The following is a 22,588-nucleotide window of genomic DNA, read 5'->3' on the forward strand; positions in this document are numbered from 1 at the left end:
TGGGGAGGTGGCTGAACCGGCCGCCCCAAAGAGCTGCAATCCTTGCCTCAGGAGGGCGGAAGTCGCCCACGCAGATGGGGGAAAACCAGCACGGGCGTGGGCTCAACCGGTCCGCCACGCACCTCTGTTGAGCCGGCCCCACGCACCGCCGCTCCGCCGGCTCCGCGCTCAGTCCAGCCCCGCTCAGCCCAGCTGCGCCAGCACTGCCGCCGCCGCTTCCTCGCCACTGCGCACGGCTCCGTCGAAGAAGCCTGGCCAGCGCTCGGCCACTTCGGTGCCGGCCCAGTACACCGCCCCGTGGGGCCGGCGCATGGCATCGCCGCAACGGCTCCAGAGCCCCGGTGGCATCCAGGCGGCGTAGGCACCGCCCACAAAGGGCACGGCAGGCCAGTCTTTTTCCACATAGGCCACGGGTTCGAGCGCCTGTGGGCCGAGATAGGTGGCCAGATCGCCCAGCACCGCCTGCCTTCGCGCCTCGGCATCCAGCGGTGCCCAGCGCGCATAGCGGTGACCCACCACGAAGGCCGCCAGCACGCCGGTGCCGCTTTCAGGGTCGGAGCTGTCGGCGCAGAGCTCCACCCAGGGGCGATCACCGATCGCGATGCCCGACAGCCCCTGCTGGCGCCACCACGGCGTGCGGTACACCACCAGCACCTTGGCGCAGGCGCCCATCTCCATGCGCTGCTGCAGCTCCAGCCGATCAGCGGGCAGCTCCGGGCTGAAGCGCAGCTGGGCGGCCTGGGCCGGTGGCATCGCCACGATCGCCGCACGGCAGGGATACACCGCCTTGTCGGTGTGGACCATGACGGGATGGGCGGCCGTGGGGCCGCTACCTGCCGCATCGGCTTGATCCGGGACTCCTCTCGCCGCCTGCACAGGACCGCCTGGCTCCAGCTGGCTCACGGCCCGCACCGGTTCCCCCAGCCGCACGACGCCTTTCCCTAAGTCCGCCGCCAGCAGCGCTGGCAGCTGACCGGCTCCGCCATGCAGCAGCTCTTCCTCCGGGTGCTCGCCCTGAGCGGCGGTGCGCTGGCCCCAGAGCACGTGCAGCAGCGACACCTGCTCCGGTTCCGCCGGACCAAGGAAGCCCACGGCCCGGCAGAAGTAGGCGAAATACCAGGCGGCGAAGGGGGTATGGGTATTGGCGTCGATCCACTCCTGGAAGCTGAGCTGATCGAGCTCGGCGGCGGCCGGATGGTGGTGCGGGTGGCCTTCGGGAAGCTCCTCCACCAGCGCCTGGAAGCGCTCCAGTGCCGCCATGGCGTCGTCCCAGTCGGCGCTGGGCACGGCTGGCGGCTGGCCTTCCGGGAACCCCTGGAAGAAGCCGGCGAAGGTGCAGCGCGTGCTGCCGAACACCAGCACCGTTTCACCGTCGTGGGGGGACTCGAAGCGGCGGATGCCGTGGCGCTCCAGCAGCGCCAGGAAGCGGGTCTGGGTAGGCCCGACCCACTGGCCGCCCAGATCGATCCAGGGGCTAGGGGCCGGCGCCGCCACTGCGGAACCCGGGCCGGAGAGGTCCACCCGTTGGCCGGTCATGCGGCCACCCAGTTCCGCTGCGGCCTCGATCAGATGAACGGAGCGGCCGGCCGCCTGCAGTTCCCGAGCCGCCACCAGCCCCGACAGGCCACCGCCCACCACCACCACATCGACGGGATCGAACGTGTTCAGGCTCATCTGTTCAACATCGCAACGGGGCGCAGGGGACGCCGGTGCGGCGGGTACCACCAGCGCTCTTGTAGCCGATAGTCTCCAGAGCCCGCGGTGCCGCTCGACGCGCCCATGGCCACCTTCCTCGTCACCGGTGCCAACCGCGGCATCGGCACCGAATACTGCCGCCAGCTGAAGGCCCGCGGTGACACGGTGATCGCCGCCTGCCGCACAGCTTCGGCCGAGCTCGCGGCCCTGGGGGTGCGGATCGAGCAGGACGTGGACATCACCTCCGATGCCGCCGTGGCCGGCTTGCTGCAACGGCTCGACGGGCTGGCGATCGATGGACTGATCCACAACGCCGGCATCCTGGAGCGCACGAGCCTGGAGGATCTCGATCCGATCAGCCTGCGCCGTCAGTTCGAGGTGAATGCGGTGGCACCGCTGCGTCTCACCCGCGCCCTGCTGCCCCAGCTGCCCGCCGGCGCCAAGGTGATCCTGATGACCAGCCGCATGGGCTCGATCGCCGACAACAGCTCCGGCGGTTCTTACGGCTACCGGATGTCGAAGGTGGCGCTCTGCATGGCGGGCAAGTCGCTGGCGATTGACCTGGCGCCACGCGGCATCGCGGTGGCCATCCTTCATCCCGGCCTGGTGCGCACGCGCATGACGGGCTTCACGGCGCAGGGCATCAGCGTCGAGCAGTCGGTGCAGGGGCTGCTGGCCCGCATCGATGCGCTCAACCTCGCCACCTCCGGCAGCTTCTGGCACGCCAACGGCGAGCTGCTGCCCTGGTGAGCGGCTGTGGCGTAAGCGGCTTTGGGGTGAGCTGCTGGCGCTGCCGGCCTGTGGGACAGTGAAGGCCCCTTCGATCCAGCGCGTGCCGAACGACAGCGGCTCTTCCAAATCGGTGCTGGCCAGCCTGCTGGTGGTGCTCGCGGTGATCGGTGGCCTGGCCCTGCTGGGGTGGTTCGGGGTGGTGCTGCTGGATCTCAAGCACCTGAACACCTCGGGCTTCACCCTGCCCTGAGGCGGAGCCAGATCGCCGCAGGGACCACTTGCCCCGAGCGAGCGCTGGCGGATCCGCTCAGAACTTGCGCAGCTCTCGCCGCACCTTGAGCGGGTCGCCCGACTGCTGCACGTTGGTGAGCAGCAGCGGCAGGGTGAACAGCACCACGGCAATGGCGATCGCCACACCCGGGGAGATCGTGGACGCGCGGACCGGCGGAACCTCGCTGGAGTGGGTCGGGCTGTGGCGATGCCGCCGCCGCAATGGCCTGGTGGACCTTCCCATCGCTGGAACCTGCCGGCCTGCTGGGGATTCAGTGTGACGGGGTGCCGCAAGGCGCCGGTGGACGGCGAGACGCTGGTGCCAGGTACTAGTGATGCCTCGTTTGGCTGAGCAGGTGCCCGACCCTGGGGCCCCCTGATCGCCGTCTGCCCATGGTGGGCCCGCTCACCCGACAGAGATGAAAGGATGCCCGCCACACCGCGGAGCGCCTGCCATGGATCTTCCAGCCCTGCTGCTCGCCACCGGGGGGCATCAGATCGAAGCGGCCGAAACGCTCATCCAGGCGGGGCGCTTCATCGTGATCCTGTTCGCCGCCCGCGCTCTGGCCGAGCTGATGGTGCGGTTCGGGCTGCCGGCCATCCTCGGTGAGCTGGTGGCCGGGGTGCTGATCGGCGTGTCGGGGTTGCATCTGATCCTGGCGCCGGAGCTGGCCAGTGCGCTCAACGGCACCGCCCAGGGCGCGATCGCCTCGCTGGCCCACGTGGAGCCGGCCCAGGTGCAGGAGATCTACGACCACAGCTTCAGCAACCTGCAGTCGGTGGGCAAGATCGGCCTGTTCGCCCTGCTGTTCCTCACCGGCCTCGAGAGCGAGCTGGACGAGCTGATGGCCGTGGGGGTGCAAGCCATCACCGTGGCGCTCACCGGGGTGGTGCTGCCCTTTGTGCTGGGCACCTTCGGGCTGCATGCCCTGTTCGGGGTGCCCCTGCTGCCGGCAATCTTTGCCGGCGCCGCCATGACCGCCACCAGCATCGGCATCACCGCCAGCGTGCTGGGCGAGCTCAAGTTTCTGCGCACCCGCGACGGCCAGACCGTGATCGGCGCGGCCGTGCTCGATGACATCCTCGGCATCGTGATCCTGGCGGTGGTGGTGGCGCTGGCCGGCGGCGAAGGCTTCGCCCTGGCGCCGGTGCTGAAGCTGGTGGCAGCAGCTGCGGTGTTCGTGGCGGTGGCCCTGCTGCTGAGCCGCACCGCCGCGCCCGCCTTCGACTGGCTGCTCGACCGCCTGCGCGCCCCGGGTGAAGTGGTGGTGGCGGCCTTCCTGGCGCTTTCGCTGGCCTGTTTCGCGGCCCAGGCCTTCGGGCTGGAGGCCGCCCTCGGCGCCTTCGCCGGCGGGCTGATCCTGAGTTCCTCCCGCCACAGGCATGCGATCGAGGAGGCGGTGAAGCCCCTGGTGGCGCTGTTCGCCACCGTGTTCTTCGTGCTGATCGGCAGCGGCCTCGATCTGGCCGTGCTCAACCCCTTCGATGCGGCCAACCATGAGGGGCTGGTGATGGCCGGCTTCCTGCTGGTGGCGGCGGTGGTGAGCAAGGTGGCGGCAGGCTGGAGCTACCTCAGCAAGGAGCCCACCAACCGGCTGGCGGTGGGGCTGGGCATGATGCCGCGCGGCGAAGTGGGCCTGATCTTCCTCGGCCTCGGCACCCAGACCGGAGTGCTGGGTCCGTCGCTGGAGGCGGCGATCCTGCTGATGGTGATGGGCACCACCTTCCTGGCGCCGGTGCTGCTGCGCCTGGTGCTGGCCACTCCCCCAGAGGCCGTGGAGCTCACCCCCTGAGGCCGGGGCCTGGCTGCACGCCTATGGCGGATGGGCGCGGCAGCGGGCGTGGGCGCGCACCAGGCTGGCCGTGAGCGGTTCGCTCTTGAGCGGCTTGCCGAGCACTTCGTTCATGCCGGCCTGCAGGGCCGCCGCCCGATCTTCCACGGTGGTGAAGGCGGTGACGGCAACGATCCAGGGCCGCTCCGCGCCACCGGTGGCGGAGCGGATGCGGCGGGTGGCCTCCAGGCCATCCAGCCGCGGCATCTGCACATCCATCAGGATCAGGTCCGGGTCGAACTGGCGCTGGCGTTCGAGCGCCTCCTGGCCATCGACGGCGGACTCGGGTTCATAGCCCAGGCGCCGCAGCATCAGCTCACAGAGCCGCCGGTTCACGGCGCTGTCGTCGGCCAGCAGGATGCGCAGGGGATGGCAGGCCGCGAAGCTGATGCCCTCCGGCTGGGCCGGCGGCGAAGACGAGGAACCTGACGGAGGTGTGGCGGCCGGGGGTTCCAGGGCAGTTGGAGAGGCCGCAGCTTCCAGAGCAGACCCTGTGGCAAGGGGGTCCAGCGCAGACACAGCGGCGTCCGCCTCCGGAGCGGGCGTTGAGGCCACCGTTTCCACCGGCAGGCTGAAGCTCAGAGCGGTGCCTTGGCCGGGGTGGCTCTCCACCTGGATCGTGCCGCCGAGGGCTTCCACCAGCTGCCGGCTGATGGCCAGGCCCAGACCGGTGCCGGCTTGGGGCTTGTTGGTGGAGCTGGTGAGCTGGGAAAACGGCCGGAACAGGAGCTCGATCTGATCGGCGGCCATGCCGACTCCGGTGTCCACAACGGAGAAGCTCAAGGCGGTTGCCGGTTGCTCTCCTTGGGGGGCGGAGCCCTTCACGTTGTCCTCCGCGGTGCCCTCCGTGATGACCTTCGGCCTGACCTTCGCAGTGCCCTCCGTGGTGCCCTCAGCCGCCTGAACGGAGACCACCACACGGCCGGAGTCGGTGAACTTGATGGCATTGCCGATCAGGTTGAGCAGGATCTGGCGCAGGCGCTGGCCGTCGGTGCGGATCAGCGGCGGCACTTCTGCGCCCACCACCAACGACAGGTCGATCGCCTTGGCTCTGGCCAGGCTCAGACAGGTGGCGATCACCTCCTCCATCAGCGCAGGCAGTGCGCACGGCGCCAGCTCGACCACCAGATCTCCCGCTTCGATCCGGGCGAAGTCGAGCGCCTGATTGAGCAGGGCGAGCAGGGATTCGCCCGAGCTGTTCACGATCTCCAGGCACTCCCGCTGCTGGGCGGACAACTCCGTGTCCAGCACGAGGCCCGTCATGCCGATGACGCCATTGAGTGGGGTGCGGATCTCGTGGCTGAGGGTGGCGAGAAAGGTGCTCTTGGCCCGATCGGCGGAAGCCATGGCTTCAAACGCTCGGGCACGGGCCTTGAGGGAACGGCGATGGAAGCCGGCCGCCAGCAGCGAAAAGCCGGCGCTGCCCAGCAGACCAAGCCCGAAGGTGAGCTGCAGCGGAAGTTTCTTGCGCTGCAGTTGCGCCAGCGAGAAATCGATGCCCACCAGGCCCACCTGCTTCCCATTGCTGTTGCGGATCGGGGCAAAGCCGCTCATGAAGGTGCCGAAGTGGTCCGTGTAGGGCCTGGCGCTGATCTGGATCAAGCCGGTTCGGGCCGCCTGCAGCGCGTCCGCCGAGGGGTCGAGGTAGAGCTCACCAACGGTGAGAGGGCTGACGAAGTCCCTCGGATTCTTGATGTAATAGGTGCTGTCAAGCGTGAAGCGCAGGCCTTCCGGCGAGTTGACCAACACATAGGCGTAGAAGATCTCGGGCACCAGCCGGCGCAGCTTCAGCAGCGGAGCACTGGCGCGGCGGTAATCGGCGTTGCCCGTCTGCTCGGGACTGGTGATCGCAGCCACCAGGGCTGGATCCATCTCGCCGGCAGCGATGCTCACCAGATGGCGAAGGCTTTCGCGCACCTCCTGGCGCAGCAGCCTGGTGGCACTCCAGTAGTTGAAACTGAGGGCAACCGCGGCCACGCCAAAGATCGTGGCGGCCAGTAGAACGCTCTCGCGGCGAATGCGTTGGCGGCTCCAGCCGGATGTGACGAGCTGAGGCTGGCGTTGAGCCGACCGGAAAACACCGGACATGCGGGAGAACCAGCCAGCCAGATGCCCTCACGGCCCGTCGTCTCTCTGATCTACAACGGCGGCCCCTCAGGCGCGCCTGCGCGAGGGCCTGGCGTTGCGCCATGAGGAGATGTGAACCCTCCCAGGGCGCACGATCCCTGTTCCCTACGTTTGCAGTGGTGATCAGGCTTTCCATGCGCGCGAATACGGCTCCCCGCGAAGCAGCCCGCCTGGAGGCCTTGAAGAACTACCGCATCCTGGATACGGAGGCTGAATCGTCGTACGACGCCATCACCTACCTCGCCGCCCAGCTTTGCGACGTGCCGATCGCGTTGATCAGCCTGGTGGATGAGGAACGCCAGTGGTTCAAATCCAAGGTGGGCCTGGAGGTAAGCGAAACGAGCCGTGATGTGTCGTTCTGCGCGCACGCCATTCTCGGCGAGCAAACCCTCGTCGTGCGCGATGCCCGCGAAGATGAGCGCTTCCGTGATAACCCACTGGTGTGCAGCGAGCCGAACATCGTATTTTACATGGGGGTACCGCTGAGCACACCGGAAGGCGCCAAGATCGGCACCCTCTGCGTGATCGACCGCCAACCCCGTGAACTCAGCGCCGCGCAGGTGCACTCGCTTGAAGTACTGGCCCATCAGGTGGTGCTGCAGCTGGAGCTCAAGCGGGTGTCCGATCAGCTTGCGGCTGCCCTCGAGCGCATCAATGTGATGGAGGAGCTGATTCCGATCTGCTCCTACTGCAAGGGCATCCGCAACGACAGCGGCTACTGGCAGAGCGTGGAGGCCTTCATCAAGAGCCACGACAACGTGGAGTTCTCCCACGGTGTCTGCAACGCCTGCATGGCCCGCTTCTTCCCAGAAGTGGAGCCCATCCCGGGGGATCCTGCCGGGGATGCACCGGAAAGCTGACTGTGGGTGAGCCGAACCTGCGGCGCGGTCTAGACAACCTGTAGGGCGCCGGCGGCTGCGAGCTCCAGCTGGGCAAGGCCGCGCCTGTGAATCTCGCTGGCGTAGTCGGTCCAGGTGCCTTGGCCCCAGTAGCGGAAGCAGCTGGTTTCCAGCAACAACAGGTGCAGCAGGGCCTGCTGGTAAGGCTCGGTGGCGGTGACACCGGGATCCCTCGCCAGTTGAGGGGCAAACAGCTGGTGGAACTGAGCGCTCAGGCTGGTCATTGGTTCGAGCACATTGGCGTAGCCCTCCACCCAGCTGAGGTTGTTGGTCCAGGAGGCGCCGGCCATCGAAAAGGAGGAATCCCGGGCCTGGAGCTCGGCGATCGCAGCTTCAGTGGCAGCAGGGCTGGGCGGGCCGCTCAGCTGTTGCCAGAGCTTGTGCTGCTGCACCGCCTGAATCTGGGGGAACTGCTCGGAGGTCACCCCAGCCGCCTCCAGCAACTCCAGGTATTCCGTGCCGTTGATGGCCACCGTGTCCGCCTCGCTGCCCTTGGCACTGATGGTGCGGTGGGCCTGAAGGAAGGCGGGCGGAAACTCATTCATCATCACGCCACCGTTCTCGCCATCGGCGATCTGTGACACCAACGACGGCACCGTGCTGCCTCCCAGCACCTGCCGGCCCAGCCCCATCGCTTCATAGCAGGGCTGCATCTGACCCACCAGCTTCGTGTCGGAGCCCTGGGTTTTGATCAATGCCGTGATCGACAGTTCCTCCCCGCTGGAGTTGCGCGCCACCAGCAGATTGGGAAGCACCTTCTGCTCCTGGCTCAGGCCGCTGCCATCACGCCGTTCCACGCTGTGCTCCTGCACCAGTAGCCAGCGGTAGCCGCATTCCTTGAGCGCCTTCACCAGCTCATAGAGGGTGTCGGGATGGTTGGGCAGGTGCATCTCCGGTGGGGAGAATCCCTTCACCCGCTGCAGTGCCTCAGGGCCGAACAGGGCCTTGAACTGGTGCTGCCAGGCGAGGATCTGCAGCCTGAGATCGGGAATCGGGGTGGAGGGCGCCACTGCGTGGCTCCAGAAGGTGCCGAGCCACTCCACATGGGGCTGGAGGCTGGGGTCGCAGGCGAGCTTCTGCAGCGCCTCGATCACATCGACGCGGCCCATCTGACCCAGGCCCCAGAGCAGATTGCCGGAATAATCCAACATGATCCGTGGGTTGCAGCCCTCTGCAATCAGCTGGGGGAGGATGTCTGCCAGACGCCTGTAGCAGTGGGCAAAGGGTTCGGCGTTGTGGTTATCGCCTTCGCCCGGATGCTCCAGCATGTATTGAAGGTGGGAGATCAGCTCACCACCGGTACCCGCTGGAATCGTGGGTTGGTGCATGTGCAAGGCGCAGGCGAAGCCTGAGCGGATCTGCCCCAGGTTCAGGTTGCTGCGTGGCAGGAACACCGGGCCGGAATCCTGCACCAGGGCAAGGATCTCGGCTTCTGAGCCGGCGATCGGCGGCAGGGTTGGGTGGCTCATTGTGATGGCTGCCGGCAGGGTCATCATCGTCGCGGCGGCCCGGGCTGGCCCCGGATGGCTCACGGATTGGTCGGGCACTGTCCATCCGATGTCCATCCGCTGTCCTTCCGCTGGTCTTGCGCTGTTCTTCCCCTGCTCACGCACTGGTCGGTCGCCAGCTGGTTCCTCGTCCCCCCGCGCCAAGCTGGATCCGTCTGCGGCCGGCAATAGCGATGAGCGTGGAGGTGGCCCTGGCGATGGCGGAGCAGCAGGGCCGCTGGCTGCTGCAGCTGCGCGACGACATCGAGGGCATCGTGTACCCCGGCACCTGGGGATTGTTCGGCGGCCACCTGGATCCGGGTGAAACCCCGGAGCAGGCCCTGCGGCGCGAATTGCGCGAGGAGATCCGCTGGGAGGCGCAAGACCTCGCTTTCTGGTTTCTGCACCGCAACCCACAACGCGACGCCCACTTCTTCCGCACCACCATCACGCTGCCCCTGGATGCGCTCGATCTGCGTGAGGGGCAGGATCTGACGCTGGCGTCCCTGGAGGAGCTGCGCACCGGTTCGATCTGGAGCCCCCGCCGCAGGGAAACGCGCCCGCTGGCCCCCTCGCTGCAGCGGGCGGTGGAGAAGCTGGTGGAGGAGGGCTGGGTGCCATGAAGCGACCTGGCCCTGAGCGGCTGCGTTGGGTGGGTGCTTCGTGGTCCAAAACTGCCAGGGCCAGAGCGGCATTGGCTGTGGCTCTGGTCACCGCTGTGGCGGGCCTGTGGCTGCATCGCTCGGATGAAGGCAGTGACAGAGGCACCTCCAGCTCCGCCGATCAGGAGCTGGCGGCCGAAGTGCAGCGCCGTTATGACGAGATGAAGCTGCAGCAGTTTCCCGGCCAGCCGGAGATCTCCGTGGGCGAATGGGTGACCCGCCCGAACGACCGGCCTGCGGTGCTGGTGGATGTGCGCGAACCGCACGAACGGCGCGTGTCGATGTTGCCGGGGGCGATCACCAGCGAAGAGTTCGAGCGCAACAGCGCCCGCTATCGTTCCTGGCTCGTAGTGCCGTATTGCACCATCGGCGTGCGCAGCGGCCATTACACCAGAACGCTCAGAGAGCGAGGGTTCGAGGCCCGCAACCTGGCTGGCAGTGCGCTGGCCTGGGCCCATGCGGGCCTGCCGTTCGAGGCCGATGGCAAGGCCACCCGCAGGGTGCATGTGTATGACGCTGGCTGGAATTTGCTGCCGCGAGGATATGAGCCCGTCGTCTACGGATTCCTAGCACTGCCGGGCGATGTTAGGCGTCCTGGTCTACCTAATGAGATGACTCGCTGATGCGCTCGTCTAGGGCAACCACAGCATCTGCCCTTTTGCCCAGGCGGAGAGGGAGCGGCAGGTGCCCCTGCAAAACACTGGGTGTGTCGCTCAAGCCATGCATGGGGCTGGTGTGTCCTAAAGCTGGGATCATGAGCCTGACCCTTGCGTGCCGCTGACGTGGTTTCTCCTCGATTGCCCAAGGTGCCCACGGGATCATGATGCCTACTTGAGAGCACTGGTCGACCCTGCAGTGCTGAAACTTGCTCGGAATTCTCGATCCAACTCAACGAGCGCTGGGGAGCGCCAGAGTCCAAGTCAAGCCTCGCGATCCCAATGAAACCATGCTCTTCGTGAACGATCACTGCCAACCTGATGGCAGCTAAAAATGCATCGAATGAACGGAAGAAGTGAGAGAAGGCCCAGCACTGGCACTGGGCATCAGGATTGACAGACAGAACTGCTATTGAGAGCCTTTCTGATCATAATCGAGTCATATTCGAGTGCAGCCGAGTTGAGATAAAGGCACTTGAAAGGAATTCAGGTAGAATCGAAATGCCCCAGCCCCAAGGCTTCCAACAAGTCAACTGAAGCCACCATGGCATCAGTCATGAAAAAGACCGAGCTCAAATGCCCTGCCTAAGTTCCTGACCGCAGGTGATAGTTTTTGGAATTCTGCCGACAGCTCACTCGGAACAGCCATCACCTCCTCTTCAGGGGCGCCAATGTCCTGATTGTGTTGATACACGAGCTGGCAGTTTGCAAAAAAGCCGTCTACGAGTGAAAGGCATGAAGGAAAATGCAGAGAGGATGCACTTGAATGTGAACCATGTTTTCCTGAAGTCATGGCCTGCGGATGTAAGCTATGGAACTTGATGCAAGCCCAATCTTAGGGCTTTCCGGGCTTGAAAGCCAGGTTGATACAGCTCTTCACGCAAGTAGCAATCGCCACAATTGCACCGCTGACTCAAATACTGCTCCTTCGCCTGTATCAAGAAGGAAGGAGCTATATCAGGGAAGTTGTGGTCAAAAAGTGGCAAGCGATACCTAAGTGCCCTTAGCAGGTTCGCGTTGGCCCTTCTCGGTTCAGATTCAGCAAGGTTCGGTCTAATTCCAGCTCTTTGGGGCCATTTACCCTGCTTGATTCGATTCTCCATTGTCGTCCAGAGGAGCACACCCTTCGCTGGTCATGTCCTATCCAACAACTGATGATGGGCCAAGAACAGCATCGCTGAGCAGCGAACACGTTCACCTTGCAGCTGTTCTTGGTCATTCCCCGCAGCCGGGTCTTCTGAAAGCCAAACGGCGGCCTCCTTTCATGCCGCTCTTGGGGTAGCGGGGCTCAACCAGATGGATCAGCGCCTGCCAGGGCACGACCTGCTCCATGTCGGCCAGAAACGTCTCGCCTTAGGTGCGCTTCTTTGCAGTGATCTGCTCGTAGTCTCCGAATCCAAGCGGCTTGCCGCCCGTGAACCCAGTGCTTACCTGCAATCACAGGGTCATCCTCCTGTGAATGGGGCGGATGTTCCTGAGTCTCTCTGTAGCAATCCACGTCCCGATTGCTCCTCCTCCCCCTCGCCACGCCATGCCTGAGGCCCCGCCGAATTCAGAGCCCGTGGTAGCGATTCAGTGGCCAGATGGCAGCACTACCAGCGCACCGGTGGGCAGTGATTGGCTGCAGGCAGCCGCCGCGGCCGGGGTGGTGATTCCTACCGGCTGTCTGGGTGGTAGCTGCGGGGCCTGCGAAATCGATGTCAACGGCGAGGTGCTGAGGGCCTGCATTGCCACCGTTCACGCCTGCGGCAACGGCGTCCTGCAGGTGGAGCTGGCAGTCGATCCCTATTGGTGATCTTCTGCGGCAATCAAGCCGCCGCCCAGCAGCACCTCTCCGGCATAGAACACCGCCGCCTGGCCGGGGGTGATCGAAAACTGCTCCTCGGCGAACTCCAGGCGGGCACGGCTGGGCCGGCCGGCGGCCGTGTCGGCGGCGGTGGCAGCCAGGGGAGTGAGCCGGGCCGCCACCGGAGCACTGCGGTAGCGCACCTGCACCTCCAGATCCAGCGGCGCCTGGGGCGGATCGATTGACACCCAGTTGATCGCCCCGACCACACAGCCACCCCGGCCGGCCTCAGCCCGCGGCGCCACCACCACCCGGTTCATGGCGGCATCGAGGCGCACCACATGCAGCGGTTCGCTCCAGGCCACCCCCAGTCCTTTGCGCTGGCCGATGGTGAAGTGCTCGATGCCGTCATGCTGGCCCAGCACCCGCCCATCGCTCAGCACAATCTCCCCCTGGCGCGGCGGCAGATAGGCATCCAGAAACGCCTTCATCGAGCCATGGTGATCGGCAAGGCAGAGGTCCTGGGATTCAGGCTTCCTGGCCGTGCGCAGCCCGTACCGCTCCGCCTCCAGCCGCGTGTCAGCCTTGGTGAGCTCCCCGAGCGGGAACACCAGCCGGCTGAGCACCTGCTGGGGCAGGTCGTAGAGGAAGTAGCTCTGATCCTTGCGCGCATCCAGGCCGCGCAGCAGCTGGGTACGGCCGCTCGGTTCGGGAGCGTGCCGCAGGCGGGCGTAGTGGCCGGTGGCGATCCGGGCAATGCCGCGTTCGCGCTCCGCCCACTCCAGCATCGGCGAGAACTTCACCTCGCGGTTGCAGCGGGAGCAGGGCAGGGGCGTGACCCCAGCGGCATAGCCCTCCACCAGAAACCCGACGATCTGCTCCGCAAAGCGGGCGCGCGAATCCACCACGTGATGCGGAATCGCCAGCTGTTCGCAGATCCCGGCCGCGTCCACCAGCCCTTCGGCACAGCAGGCTCCCTTGCCGCTCATCAACCAGAGGGTGAGCCCCTCCACCTGCCAGCCGGCCTCCACAAGCAGCGCCGCGGTGAGGGAGCTGTCGACACCACCGGAGAGCCCCACGGCCACCCGATGTTCCCCGGGCCAGCCGCGCAGGCGGCCGATCACAGCAGCGGCGGGGGCGGCAGGGGTGGCAGCAAGAGCGGCTGCGGTGGCAGAAGGCCCGTCAGGGGCGCCGGAGGTGGCGGGGGGAGGAAAGGCCAAGGGGAGCGGTGCCGCCGTCGCGAGTGCGCAGCGTCGGGGCCTCTCCATCATGAAGCGACGCGCCCAGCACGGTTGGGCCCCACCCTTCGAGTGCTGCCATGAGCTGTTGGCCCGCCCGTGACGCCGCCCACCTGCTGGTGGAATCCGCGCCGATGGCGGCGTTGGAGGAACGCCTGTTCGCCAGCGGGCTGCCGGTGGAGGCGTTGATGGAGAAAGCCGCCCTGGCGATCAGCCGGGCACTGCTGGCGCGGCCCGAGCTGCTGCGGGATGGCGTGCTCGTGCTGGCAGGGCCGGGCCACAACGGCGGCGATGCTCTGGTGGTGGCACGGGAGCTGTACCTGGCCGGTGTCGCCGTGCGGATCTGGAGCCCGTTTGAGCGCCACAAACCCCTTACCGAAGCCCATCTGCGCCATGCGGCCTGGCTGGGCATCGAACGCCTCGCGGCGCCACCCGATCCGGCGGCGACCGAGCTGTGGGTCGACGGCCTGTTCGGCATCGGCCAGCACCGGCCGCCGGAGCCCCGCATCGCCACCCTGCTGGAGCAGCGCCAGCGGCTGATGGGCGGTCGGCTGGTGGCGATCGATGTGCCCACCGGCCTCTGCGCCGACAGCGGCCGGCCCCTGGGCCCGGTGGCCGCCTGCGCCGCCATCACGTACTGCCTGGGCTTGCTCAAGCAGGGGCTGGTGCAGGACACGGCCCTGACCTGGGTGGGCCAGCTGGAGCGCCTCGATCTCGGCCTGCCGGCGGCACTGCTGGCGGACCTGCCCGCCGATCAACCACTGGCACTGCTCGGCAGCGACCGGGCCACCGCTCCCTGGCCCCAGCGGCCCCAGGCGGCCGGCAAGTACGCCCGAGGGCGCCTGCTGGTGGTGAGCGGCAGCGCCGCCTACCCCGGAGCAGGCCAGCTCAGCCTGCTGGGGGCCAGTGCCAGCGGCTGCGGCAGCCTGCGGGCAGCCCTGCCCCGCGCCCTGGCGGAGCAGATCTGGCTGGTGCAGCCCCACGTCGTGATCAGCGCCGCACTTGAGGAGCGGGTCGGCGGCGGGCTGGCATTGGCGGGTCTGGCGAATCCCGGGCTGCTGGAGCGGCTGGACACTGTGCTGGTGGGGCCCGGCATCGGAGGCGATCACTGGGGCGACAGCGGGGCTGGTGGCGAAGCGTGCCTGAGGATGGAGCACGGCTCTGCTGAAACGGCGGGCGGCGAGGAGAAGGGCTGGGAGGCGCTGGGTCGCTTTCCCGGGCTGGTGGTGCTCGACGCCGACGGGCTCAACCGCCTGGCGGCCGGCGCCGCCGGTGCGCCAGAGGAGTGGCTGCGGGGCCGGGCCGGAACCACCTGGCTCACGCCCCACCAGGGCGAGTTCGCCCGGCTGTTCCCCGACCTGGCCGGTGAAACGCCGCTGCGGGCCGCCGCCACCGCCGCCCAGCGGTGCGGTGTGAGCCTGGCCCTCAAGGGGGCCCGTACCGTGGTGGCCGCTGCCGATGGGCGGCGCTGGCAAGTGCTCCAGGCGGCCACCGCCGCCGCCCGGGCCGGCCTGGGGGATGTGCTGGCGGGGTACGCCGCCGGGCGAGGCGCATGCGCCGCCGCCGGGGACGGGGTGCTGTTGGCAGCGGCGGTGCTGGAGCATGCCGAGGCGGGCCTGACCTGTGCCCGGCAGCGAGGGGCAGGGCAGACCACGCCCCAGGAAGTGGCCGCCACCTTGGGATCTGCCGCTTGAATTCAGGCGACAAATGAACGAATCGATCAATCAAACCGGCCCAATGTTTCCTTTTGCACGCAGAAAGTTGAAAGGTTGCTGAAATCACAGCCCCTTTTAAAGAACTGACCGGATAGTGACGCCAATCAGCGGGCACAGGCTCCTCCATGACAGCCTCCAGCCTCCAGGGCGAAAAAAGCAGTCGGAGCCGCGGTGGGGATCCGATCAGCTGGTATCTCACCTCCATCGGCCGAGAACCTCTGCTCACCCCTGCCGAAGAGATCGAACTGGGCAATCAGGTGCAGGCAATGATGCAGCTCACCCAATCCGGTGAGCCCGACCACCCCACCGACCAGGAACGTCAGCTGATCCGGATCGGTCGCCGCTCCAAGCAGCGGATGATGAAAGCCAACCTGAGGCTCGTGGTCAGCGTGGCCAAGAAATATCAGGGCAAAGGGCTGGAGCTGCTCGATCTGATCCAGGAAGGCTCGCTCGGTCTGGAGCGGGCGGTGGAGAAGTTCGATCCCACCCGCGGCTACAAGTTCTCCACCTATGCCTTCTGGTGGATCCGCCAGAGCATGACCCGCGCGATCGCCTGCCAGTCGCGCACGATCCGCCTGCCAGTGCATCTCAGCGAACGGCTCACCGCCATCCGCCGCGTGAGCCTTGATCTGGCCCACAAGCTCGGCGCCATGCCCAGCCGCCGCGAAATCGCCGAGGCCATGGCGATGCCGCTCGAAGAGCTTGATGCTCTGCTGGGCCAGGCCCTCACCACCTCCAGCCTGGATGCGCCCGTGAACGGCGAAGAGGGCCGCAGTTTCCTCGGGGATCTGATCGCCGATCCCGCCAACGAGCAACCGCTCGATGTGGTGGAGCGTGGCATGCACCACGAACAGCTCAACCGCTGGCTCAGCCATCTCTCCGAACAGGAGCGCCAGGTGCTCGAACTCCGGTTCGGACTGAATGGCGACGAGCGCCACACCCTCGCCGAGATCGGCCGTCAGCTCGACGTGTCCCGTGAACGGGTGCGGCAGGTGGAACTGAAGGCGCTGCGCAAGCTACGCAGCCTCACCCACCGGCTGCCCAGCCGCCTCTGAGGGCCAGCCCCTGCGGCCTCCCCTCGTTTACCACCCGGCCTACTCCGCGCCGCTGCCGAGCAGCCATCGTTTTCCGATGGCCAAATTCCGGCTGCTGCACGACCTGCTGCGCGCACGGGATCTGGCCCGGGACAGCCAGCTGCACCAGCCGCTGCCAGCGCCGCGTCGCTGGATCGAACAGGTGCATCCCCGCACGTATCACCAGGCGTTTGCCCGCAATCAGCTGAGTGCGGCCCAGCAGCGGCGCATCGGCCTGCCGGCCACGGCACCACTGGTGCGCCGCACCTGGTTGGCGGTAGGAGGCACCGTGCTCACCGCCCGGCTGGCCCTGCGCCATGGCGTGGCCTGCCATCTGGCCGGCGGCACCCACCACGCCTTCGCCGCCCAGGGCAGCGGCTTCTGCATCTTCAACGACTACGCCGTCGCTGCCCGGGTGCTGCTGGCGGAAGGGGCGGTGCGTCAGCTGCTGGTGGTGGATCTGGACGTGCATCAGGGCGATGCCACGGCGGCGCTGTTCGCCGAAGAGCCACGCGTGTTCACCTTCTCGGTCCACTGCGCCAGCAACTTTCCCCTGCACAAGCAAGCCAGCGACCTGGATCTGCCACTCGCTGACGGCCTCGAGGATCAGGCCTACCTGGAGACGGTGGGGGAGCACCTGCCCGTCCTGCTCGAGCGGCTCCGGCCGGATCTCGTGCTCTACAACGCCGGTGTGGACCCGCACCGCGACGATCGGCTGGGCAGGCTTTGTCTCAGCAGCGAGGGCTTGCTGCAGCGCGACCGCCTGGTGTTCGACGCCTGCCTCAGGCGAGGGGTCCCCGTGGCCAGCGTGATCGGCGGCGGCTACGACAGCCTGCCGGAGCTGGTGGAGCGCCATGGGCTGGTGTTCCGCGCCGCTGCTGAGCAGGCCCGCCTGCACGGGCTGTGAGCCCAGCAGGCCGCCAATGCACCTCTGTGTTGGGGCTGGCGAGCCCTCAGCGCCTCAGTCTTCAGCCCAGATGTAGCGGGTGAGTTCGGCGGGATCGGGCTCGGGCGCCGCGAGGGCGAAGCTGACCGCATCGGCCACCTCCGCGTCGATCTCCTTCTCGATCTCCTTCAGCTCATCGGCGCTGGCGAGGTCGTGGGAGGTGAGATGGGCGGCGAGGGCCTTGATCGGATCGCGCTGCGCCCAGAAGTCCTTCTCCGCCTCGCTGCGGAGCTCGTCGGGGTCGGCCAGGGAGTGGCCGCGGAAGCGGTAGGTGAGGCACTCCAGCAGGGTGGGGCCTTCGCCCGCCCTGGCCCGCTCCACCGCCCGCTGAGCCGCAGCGCGAACCGCCAGCACATCCATGCCGTCGACTTCCTCGCCAGCCATGCCGAAAGCGGCGGCCTTGCGCCAGATCTCCGGATCGCTGGTGGCGCGGTCGTGGGCCATGCCGATCGCCCACTTGTTGTTCTCCACCACGAACAGGATCGGCAGCTTCCAGAGGGCCGCCATGTTCAGGCACTCAAAGAACTGGCCGTTGTTGCAGGTGCCATCGCCGAAGAAAGCGGCAGTGACCGCATCGCTGCTGGCATCCCCGAGCGCGTCGCGCTTGTAGCGGCTGGTGAACGCCGCCCCCAGGGCCACCGGGATGCCCTCGCCGATGAAGGCATAGCCGCCCAGCAGGTGATGCTCCCGGGAGAACAGGTGCATGGAGCCACCTCGGCCCTTGCTGCAGCCGGTGGCCTTGCCGAACAGCTCGCTCATCACCTCACGGGCCGGCACGCCGCAGCTGAGCGCATGAACGTGATCCCGATAGGTGCTGCAGAACCAGTCGTGCTGGGCACGCATCGCCTTGATCACGCCCGTGCTCACGGCCTCCTGGCCGTTGTAGAGGTGCACGAAGCCGAACATCTTGCCGCGGTAGTACATCTCCGCGCACTTGTCTTCGAACCGTCGACCCAGGGTCATGTCCCGGTAGAGGACCAGACCGTCGGCACGGCTCACCGATGTGGGGCCAGCCGTGTAAAGGGACGCGAGCCTTTCCGAATGGCTGCTGACAGGCTCGGCCGCCGGCGGGGCCGGGACAGCGATCTCCTGGGTCATGGCAGGGACAGCGGAACTTCTGACCGCTGACTGTACGGGGTCTGTTCCGCACGCAGAGTCAAATTGGTTGCCTCTGCCTACACTCCCTGCCAAGCCCGTGCCGCGGGATTGCGAGTCGCCAGGGTTGGAACTGCCGATCGACCATTTCCAACTTCTGGGGGTGAGACCGGCCACTGATGCCCAGACGGTCTTGCACACCTTGCAGCAGCGGCTCGACCGGCCGCCGGAGCAGGGTTTCACCGCCGCAGCCCTGGAGGCCCGTGCCGTGCTGCTGCGCGAAAGCGCTGATCTGCTCAGCGATCCGGAGCAACGCCAGGCCTACGAAGCCGAGCTCATGGCGCTCGACACCGAGGACGGCGCCCTGACACCGGGCCTGGACGTGCCGCCTTCCCGCGAGATGGGGGCCTTGCTGCTGCTCTGGGAAGCGGGGCTGGCCATCGATGCTTTCGATGCAGCCCGTCGCTGCCTGCAACCGCCGCAGGCGCCGGCACTGGGCAGCCACCGCGAGGCCGATCTCACCCTGCTGGCGGGGGAAGCCTGCCGCATGGGTGCCAGAGAGCTGCAGGGGCGCCGTCAGTTCGAGCGGGCGGCCCAGCTGCTTCAGGAGGGCATCACCTTGATGCGGCGCACGGGCCGCCAACCGGAGCAGCAACGGCAGATGGAACACGACCTGGCCGATCTGCTGCCGTTTCGGGTGCTCGATCTGCTGCGGCGTGATCTGAGCGCCACCGACGAGCGCGCCGAAGGTCTGAACCTGCTGGAGATGCTGGTGGAGCGGCGTGGCGGACTGGAGGGTGACGGAGATCCAGCCCTACCCAGGAAAGACTTCCAGGACTTCTTCAAGCAGATCCGCCACTACCTGACGGTCCAGGAGCAGGTCGACCTGTTCAGCCGCTGGGCCAGCGGCAACGCCACCACCCCCGGCTCCGCCACCGCCGAATTCCTGGCCTGCCTGGCGCTCACCGCCTCCGGCTTCGCCCAGCGCAAGCCAGAACGCATCGCCGCCGCCCAGCTGCGGCTGGAGGCCAGCGGTCAGCCGGGCCTGCAGCCCTTCCTGGCCTGCCAGCATCTGCTGCTGGGGCGGGTGGCTACGGCGGAGGCCTGCTTCAGCCAGGGCGCTGATCCCGCCCTGCGCGCCTGGGCGGCCGAGCATGGGAGCGAACCGCTGGCTCAGCTCTGCGCCTACTGCTGCGACTGGCTGCGGCGCGATGTTCTCGCCGGATACCGCGACATCGAAATCGACCCTGATCTGGAGGCTTACTTCGCCGATCGCGACGTGCAGGCCTATGTGGAGCAGCTCGACCGGCGCCAGAACCGGGAGCTGCAGGGCCGGAGCCATGCCGGCACGGAAGCCATGTCTGCTGCTCCGCTCACCACAGCTCCGGTCCTCGACCCTCTGGCGTCCCGTGGCACGGCAGCTTCTTCTGAAGACCCGATGCGCTGGCCGGATCCACTGGAGCCCGCCGCTGACCCGGCCAGCCTGCCGCTCGAGAGCTCAGACCCCTTCCGCACAGCGACAACCACCCCGGCGCGGTCCAGTGCCGCCCCCCGCCCCAGGCGCGCTCCCCTTGGCGCCGCCGGCTGGAAAGCTCTGCCCGGCTGGGGCCGCATGGCCGCGGCCGCCGTTCTGGTCAGCGCCTTCGTCGCCGCTGGCCTGGCAGGAATGATGGCCCTGCGGCCCTTGTCGCCCGCCAGCCCCGACAAGCAGACCAAACAAGGAGTGGGCGCCACCGGCACCTCCCCCCCGCCAGCAGACACCCCCGCCAAGAGCCCCCCCGCGGCCAAGCCCCAGCCAGCCCGGGCGGCTGGCCCAGTGCCGCTCACCAGCGCCGAGCCGGATGAAAGCCAGCTGCGCGCCCTGCTGGAAGCCTGGCTGCAGACCAAAGCCGCAGCCCTCGATGGCCGAACCCCCGCCATCCCGCCCGCAGACCTGGCCCGGGAAAGGCTGGTGCGCGAACTTGCCGCCGAGCTACGCCGCAACAGTGCCCGGGGCGTGAGCCGTGAGCAGGTGACGACCGAGATCCAGGGCCTCCGTATCGACACCCGCACCCCCCGCCGGATCGCCGCCGCCGTGGACATCCGCTACAGCGACACGGCGCTCGACGCCCAGGGCAAGGTGGTCGATCGCACCCCTGCCACCAACTTTCGCAACCTCTACATCTTCGGCCGCGAGGGCGAGGTGTGGAAGGTGGTGGGCTTCCGCCCGCTCTCCTGAGCCGCAGCTGAGCCCTTGAGCCTGAGCTGAGGCTGGGGGCGTGCAAGCGGCGCCGCCGAAGCAGCGGCGGAAGGCCGGCCGGCATGTTTTTACGATCGGGTCACGATCCGCCGGTGCTTCGCCCCATGTTCGACGAACTTTCCCAGCGTTTCGAAGACGCGGTCAAGAGCCTGCGGGGCCAGGACAAGATCACCGAGAGCAACGTGGATGGGGCGCTGCAGCAGGTGCGCCGGGCCCTGCTGGAGGCCGATGTCAGCCTCGATGTGGTCAAGGGCTTCATCGCCGATGTGCGCGAGCGCGCCATCGGTGCCGAGGTGGTGCGGGGGGTGAGCCCGGATCAGCAGTTCATCCAGCTGGTGCATCAGGCACTGGTGGAGGTGATGGGCGGGGAGAACGCACCGCTGGCCCGTGCCGATCAGGCCCCCACGGTGGTGCTGATGGCCGGTCTGCAGGGGGCGGGCAAGACCACCGCCACCGCCAAGCTGGGCCTCCACCTCAAGGAACAGGGCCGGCGCGCGCTGCTGGTGGCCGCCGACGTCTACCGGCCCGCCGCCATCGATCAGCTGCAGACCCTCGGCAAGCAGATCGGCGTGGAGGTGTTCAGCCTGGGGGCCGACGCCCGGCCGGAGGACATCGCTGCCGCCGGTGTGGCCAAGGCGCGTGCCGAAGGCTTCGACACCGTGCTGGTGGACACCGCCGGCCGGCTGCAGATCGACACCGCGATGATGGAGGAGATGGTGCGGATCCGCACCGTGGCAGCGCCCGATGAGGTGCTGCTGGTGGTGGATTCGATGATCGGCCAGGAGGCCGCCGACCTCACCCGCGCCTTTCACGAGCAGGTGGGCATCACCGGAGCCGTGCTCACCAAACTCGACGGCGACTCCCGCGGGGGTGCGGCGCTCTCGATCCGCAAGGTGAGCGGCGCGCCGATCAAGTTCATCGGCACCGGCGAAAAGGTGGAAGCCCTGCAGCCGTTCCACCCGGAGCGGATGGCCAGCCGCATCCTCGGTATGGGCGATGTGCTCACCCTGGTGGAGAAAGCCCAGAAGGAGGTGGAGATCGCCGATGTGGAGCGTATGCAGAAGAAGCTGCAGGAAGCCTCCTTCGACTTCAGCGACTTCGTTCAGCAGATGCGCATGATCAAGCGCATGGGATCTCTGGGCGGCCTGATGAAGCTGATCCCGGGAATGAACAAGATCGACGACGGCATGCTCAAGCAGGGCGAGGCCCAGCTCAAGCGGATCGAGGCGATGATCGACTCAATGACCGAGGACGAACGCAAGCAACCCCAATTGCTGGCGGCCCAACCCTCACGGCGGCGGCGCATCGCCGCAGGCAGCGGTCACACCCCGGCGGATGTCGACAAGGTGCTGGCTGATTTCCAGAAGATGCGTGGCTTCATGCAGCAGATGACCCGCGGCGGAGGCATGCCGGGCATGCCAGGGATGGGCGGCGGCATGCCCGGATTCCCCGGAATGGGGGGCGGCATGCCAGGCATGGGGGGCTTCCCCGGCATGGGCGGAGGGATGCCGGCCGATGCCGGTGGGGGCACTGCTGGGGGGGCGCGCAAAGCCAACCGGCCGCCGAAAAAGCGCAAAGGCTTCGGCCAGCTGTGAGCAGCAGCCAGCCGCGCCTGTGGGCTGTGAGGGCTGTTGTACCGTTATGGACTGCCATCTTCACGACTGCGCCACGATGATCAAGCTCCGCCTGAAGCGGTTCGGCAAGAAGCGGGAAGCGAGCTTCCGCTTGGTTGCCACCAACAGCACATCACGTCGTGATGGGCGGCCGCTGGAGGAACTGGGCTTCTACAACCCCCGCACGAAAGAAACCCGCCTCGACACCGAAGCGATCCGTGTGCGTCTGGGCCAGGGCGCCCAACCCACCGACACGGTGCGTTCGCTGCTGGAAAAAGGCGGCCTGATCGAGAAAACGATCCGTCCGGGCGAAACCGTCGGCAAGGCCAACCAAGCCGCTGCCCGCGAAGCTGCAGCCAAGCAGGTTGAGAAGGAAGCGGCAGAAGCCAAGGCCGCCGCTGCAGAAGCTGCCGCCAAGGAAGCCGCTGAAGCTGCTGCCAAAGCGGCAGAGGCTGCTGAAGCCGCTGCCGCCGCCGCCGCCGAACCTGAACCCACTGCTGCTTCTGCGGCCGCTTGAGGGCGC

The 22,588-nt window shown here is 67.4% G+C and carries 19 protein-coding genes and 1 pseudogene; 13 read left to right on the top strand and 7 right to left on the bottom strand.

The window, feature by feature from the left end:
* Positions 1-183: 183 nt before the first annotated feature.
* Positions 184-1,674, bottom strand: coding sequence for a flavin monoamine oxidase family protein (locus ACWJI3_RS15040; protein ID WP_480204083.1), 1,491 nt, complete (start codon positions 1,672-1,674; stop codon positions 184-186).
* A gap of 105 nt (positions 1,675-1,779) precedes the next feature.
* Here ACWJI3_RS15040 and ACWJI3_RS15045 point away from each other — a divergent pair, with 105 nt between their 5' ends.
* Both ACWJI3_RS15045 and ACWJI3_RS15050 read left to right on the top strand, forming a co-directional pair.
* Positions 1,780-2,445: an SDR family oxidoreductase gene (locus ACWJI3_RS15045; protein ID WP_255140383.1), complete on the top strand. Its 666-nt coding sequence runs from the start codon at positions 1,780-1,782 to the stop codon at positions 2,443-2,445.
* 58 nt (positions 2,446-2,503) lie between these two features.
* The gene (locus ACWJI3_RS15050; RefSeq protein ID WP_480204084.1) at positions 2,504-2,677 is read left to right on the top strand and encodes a hypothetical protein; all 174 of its coding nucleotides are present in this window, start codon (positions 2,504-2,506) and stop codon (positions 2,675-2,677) included.
* 57 nt (positions 2,678-2,734) lie between these two features.
* On the opposite strand, the gene ACWJI3_RS15055 is transcribed toward ACWJI3_RS15050, so the two are convergent.
* Positions 2,735-2,941 (bottom strand): hypothetical protein, encoded by a 207-nt coding sequence (locus ACWJI3_RS15055; RefSeq protein WP_255101405.1) that lies wholly within the window; start codon positions 2,939-2,941, stop codon positions 2,735-2,737.
* Positions 2,942-3,152: 211 nt separating this feature from the next.
* On the opposite strand from ACWJI3_RS15055, the gene ACWJI3_RS15060 reads away from it, so the two are divergent.
* Positions 3,153-4,490 (top strand): cation:proton antiporter, encoded by a 1,338-nt coding sequence (locus tag ACWJI3_RS15060; RefSeq protein ID WP_480204085.1) that lies wholly within the window; start codon positions 3,153-3,155, stop codon positions 4,488-4,490.
* A 21-nt stretch (positions 4,491-4,511) separates the two neighbouring features.
* Here ACWJI3_RS15060 and ACWJI3_RS15065 read toward each other — a convergent pair whose 3' ends face one another.
* The gene (locus tag ACWJI3_RS15065) at positions 4,512-6,617 is read right to left on the bottom strand and encodes an ATP-binding protein (protein ID WP_480204086.1); all 2,106 of its coding nucleotides are present in this window, start codon (positions 6,615-6,617) and stop codon (positions 4,512-4,514) included.
* 173 nt (positions 6,618-6,790) lie between these two features.
* Between ACWJI3_RS15065 and ACWJI3_RS15070 the strand changes: the two genes are divergently transcribed.
* Positions 6,791-7,516 carry a GAF domain-containing protein gene (locus tag ACWJI3_RS15070; RefSeq protein WP_480204087.1) on the top strand — a complete coding sequence of 242 codons (726 nt, stop codon included), beginning with the start codon at positions 6,791-6,793 and terminating at the stop codon, positions 7,514-7,516.
* A gap of 29 nt (positions 7,517-7,545) precedes the next feature.
* Here ACWJI3_RS15070 and ACWJI3_RS15075 read toward each other — a convergent pair whose 3' ends face one another.
* Positions 7,546-9,024: a glycosyl hydrolase family 57 gene (locus tag ACWJI3_RS15075; protein ID WP_480204088.1), complete on the bottom strand. Its 1,479-nt coding sequence runs from the start codon at positions 9,022-9,024 to the stop codon at positions 7,546-7,548.
* A 212-nt stretch (positions 9,025-9,236) separates the two neighbouring features.
* Here ACWJI3_RS15075 and ACWJI3_RS15080 point away from each other — a divergent pair, with 212 nt between their 5' ends.
* Both ACWJI3_RS15080 and ACWJI3_RS15085 read left to right on the top strand, forming a co-directional pair.
* Entirely contained in the window at positions 9,237-9,665 is a 429-nt protein-coding gene (locus tag ACWJI3_RS15080; RefSeq protein WP_255101401.1) for an NUDIX hydrolase, read from the top strand.
* Positions 9,666-9,742: 77 nt separating this feature from the next.
* Complete coding sequence (locus tag ACWJI3_RS15085) at positions 9,743-10,327, top strand: rhodanese-like domain-containing protein (protein WP_480204089.1); 585 nt, start codon at positions 9,743-9,745, stop codon at positions 10,325-10,327.
* A gap of 1,290 nt (positions 10,328-11,617) precedes the next feature.
* Here ACWJI3_RS15085 and ACWJI3_RS15090 read toward each other — a convergent pair.
* Positions 11,618-11,797 (bottom strand): annotated as a pseudogene (locus tag ACWJI3_RS15090) (hypothetical protein); the annotation flags it as partial.
* A 94-nt stretch (positions 11,798-11,891) separates the two neighbouring features.
* Between ACWJI3_RS15090 and ACWJI3_RS15095 the strand changes: the two are divergent.
* A complete protein-coding gene (locus ACWJI3_RS15095; protein ID WP_094514672.1) occupies positions 11,892-12,155 on the top strand; it encodes a 2Fe-2S iron-sulfur cluster-binding protein in 264 nt (87 codons plus the stop codon).
* On the opposite strand, the gene mnmA is transcribed toward ACWJI3_RS15095, so the two are convergent.
* Positions 12,146-13,258, bottom strand: a complete 1,113-nt coding sequence (gene mnmA, locus ACWJI3_RS15100; RefSeq protein WP_480204101.1) for a tRNA 2-thiouridine(34) synthase MnmA — start codon at positions 13,256-13,258, stop codon at positions 12,146-12,148. The genes ACWJI3_RS15095 and mnmA overlap by 10 nt on opposite strands.
* Before the next feature lie 206 nt (positions 13,259-13,464).
* On the opposite strand from mnmA, the gene ACWJI3_RS15105 reads away from it, so the two are divergent.
* From ACWJI3_RS15105 to ACWJI3_RS15115, 3 genes are all read left to right on the top strand, one after another.
* A complete protein-coding gene (locus tag ACWJI3_RS15105) occupies positions 13,465-15,078 on the top strand; it encodes an NAD(P)H-hydrate epimerase (protein ID WP_480204090.1) in 1,614 nt (537 codons plus the stop codon).
* A gap of 146 nt (positions 15,079-15,224) precedes the next feature.
* Positions 15,225-16,154, top strand: a complete 930-nt coding sequence (locus ACWJI3_RS15110; protein ID WP_480204091.1) for a sigma-70 family RNA polymerase sigma factor — start codon at positions 15,225-15,227, stop codon at positions 16,152-16,154.
* A gap of 10 nt (positions 16,155-16,164) precedes the next feature.
* Positions 16,165-17,079, top strand: coding sequence for a histone deacetylase family protein (locus ACWJI3_RS15115; protein ID WP_255140401.1), 915 nt, complete (start codon positions 16,165-16,167; stop codon positions 17,077-17,079).
* A gap of 54 nt (positions 17,080-17,133) precedes the next feature.
* Here the strand turns inward: ACWJI3_RS15115 and pdhA are convergent, their stop codons facing one another.
* Positions 17,134-18,216, bottom strand: coding sequence for a pyruvate dehydrogenase (acetyl-transferring) E1 component subunit alpha (pdhA, locus tag ACWJI3_RS15120; protein WP_480204092.1), 1,083 nt, complete (start codon positions 18,214-18,216; stop codon positions 17,134-17,136).
* 160 nt (positions 18,217-18,376) lie between these two features.
* Here pdhA and ACWJI3_RS15125 point away from each other — a divergent pair, with 160 nt between their 5' ends.
* The 3 genes from ACWJI3_RS15125 (at position 18,377) to rpsP (ending at position 22,582) form a co-directional block, all read left to right on the top strand.
* The gene (locus ACWJI3_RS15125) at positions 18,377-20,431 is read left to right on the top strand and encodes an IMS domain-containing protein (RefSeq protein WP_480204093.1); all 2,055 of its coding nucleotides are present in this window, start codon (positions 18,377-18,379) and stop codon (positions 20,429-20,431) included.
* Between the two features lie 125 nt (positions 20,432-20,556).
* Positions 20,557-22,047, top strand: coding sequence for a signal recognition particle protein (gene ffh, locus ACWJI3_RS15130; protein WP_480204094.1), 1,491 nt, complete (start codon positions 20,557-20,559; stop codon positions 22,045-22,047).
* A gap of 76 nt (positions 22,048-22,123) precedes the next feature.
* Positions 22,124-22,582, top strand: coding sequence for a 30S ribosomal protein S16 (rpsP, locus tag ACWJI3_RS15135; protein WP_480204102.1), 459 nt, complete (start codon positions 22,124-22,126; stop codon positions 22,580-22,582).
* Positions 22,583-22,588 lie beyond the last annotated feature (6 nt).

This window comes from Marcopretia estuarina LEGE 06307 (assembly GCF_056633115.1).

Bases quoted from the DNA above. Each gene is read 5' to 3' on its own strand.
- ACWJI3_RS15045 (WP_255140383.1), top strand. From the start codon at position 1,780: ATGGCCACCTTCCTCGTCACCGGTGCCAACCGCGGCATCGGCACCGAA.
- ACWJI3_RS15070 (WP_480204087.1), top strand. From the start codon at position 6,791: ATGCGCGCGAATACGGCTCCCCGCGAAGCAGCCCGCCTGGAGGCCTTG.
- ACWJI3_RS15065 (WP_480204086.1), bottom strand. From the start codon at position 6,617: ATGTCCGGTGTTTTCCGGTCGGCTCAACGCCAGCCTCAGCTCGTCACA.
- ACWJI3_RS15105 (WP_480204090.1), top strand. From the start codon at position 13,465: ATGAGCTGTTGGCCCGCCCGTGACGCCGCCCACCTGCTGGTGGAATCC.
- rpsP (WP_480204102.1), top strand. From the start codon at position 22,124: ATGATCAAGCTCCGCCTGAAGCGGTTCGGCAAGAAGCGGGAAGCGAGC.
- pdhA (WP_480204092.1), bottom strand. From the start codon at position 18,216: ATGACCCAGGAGATCGCTGTCCCGGCCCCGCCGGCGGCCGAGCCTGTC.
- ACWJI3_RS15075 (WP_480204088.1), bottom strand. From the start codon at position 9,024: ATGAGCCACCCAACCCTGCCGCCGATCGCCGGCTCAGAAGCCGAGATC.
- ACWJI3_RS15095 (WP_094514672.1), top strand. From the start codon at position 11,892: ATGCCTGAGGCCCCGCCGAATTCAGAGCCCGTGGTAGCGATTCAGTGG.
- ACWJI3_RS15055 (WP_255101405.1), bottom strand. From the start codon at position 2,941: ATGGGAAGGTCCACCAGGCCATTGCGGCGGCGGCATCGCCACAGCCCG.
- ACWJI3_RS15040 (WP_480204083.1), bottom strand. From the start codon at position 1,674: ATGAGCCTGAACACGTTCGATCCCGTCGATGTGGTGGTGGTGGGCGGT.
- ACWJI3_RS15110 (WP_480204091.1), top strand. From the start codon at position 15,225: ATGACAGCCTCCAGCCTCCAGGGCGAAAAAAGCAGTCGGAGCCGCGGT.
- ffh (WP_480204094.1), top strand. From the start codon at position 20,557: ATGTTCGACGAACTTTCCCAGCGTTTCGAAGACGCGGTCAAGAGCCTG.
- ACWJI3_RS15060 (WP_480204085.1), top strand. From the start codon at position 3,153: ATGGATCTTCCAGCCCTGCTGCTCGCCACCGGGGGGCATCAGATCGAA.
- ACWJI3_RS15080 (WP_255101401.1), top strand. From the start codon at position 9,237: ATGAGCGTGGAGGTGGCCCTGGCGATGGCGGAGCAGCAGGGCCGCTGG.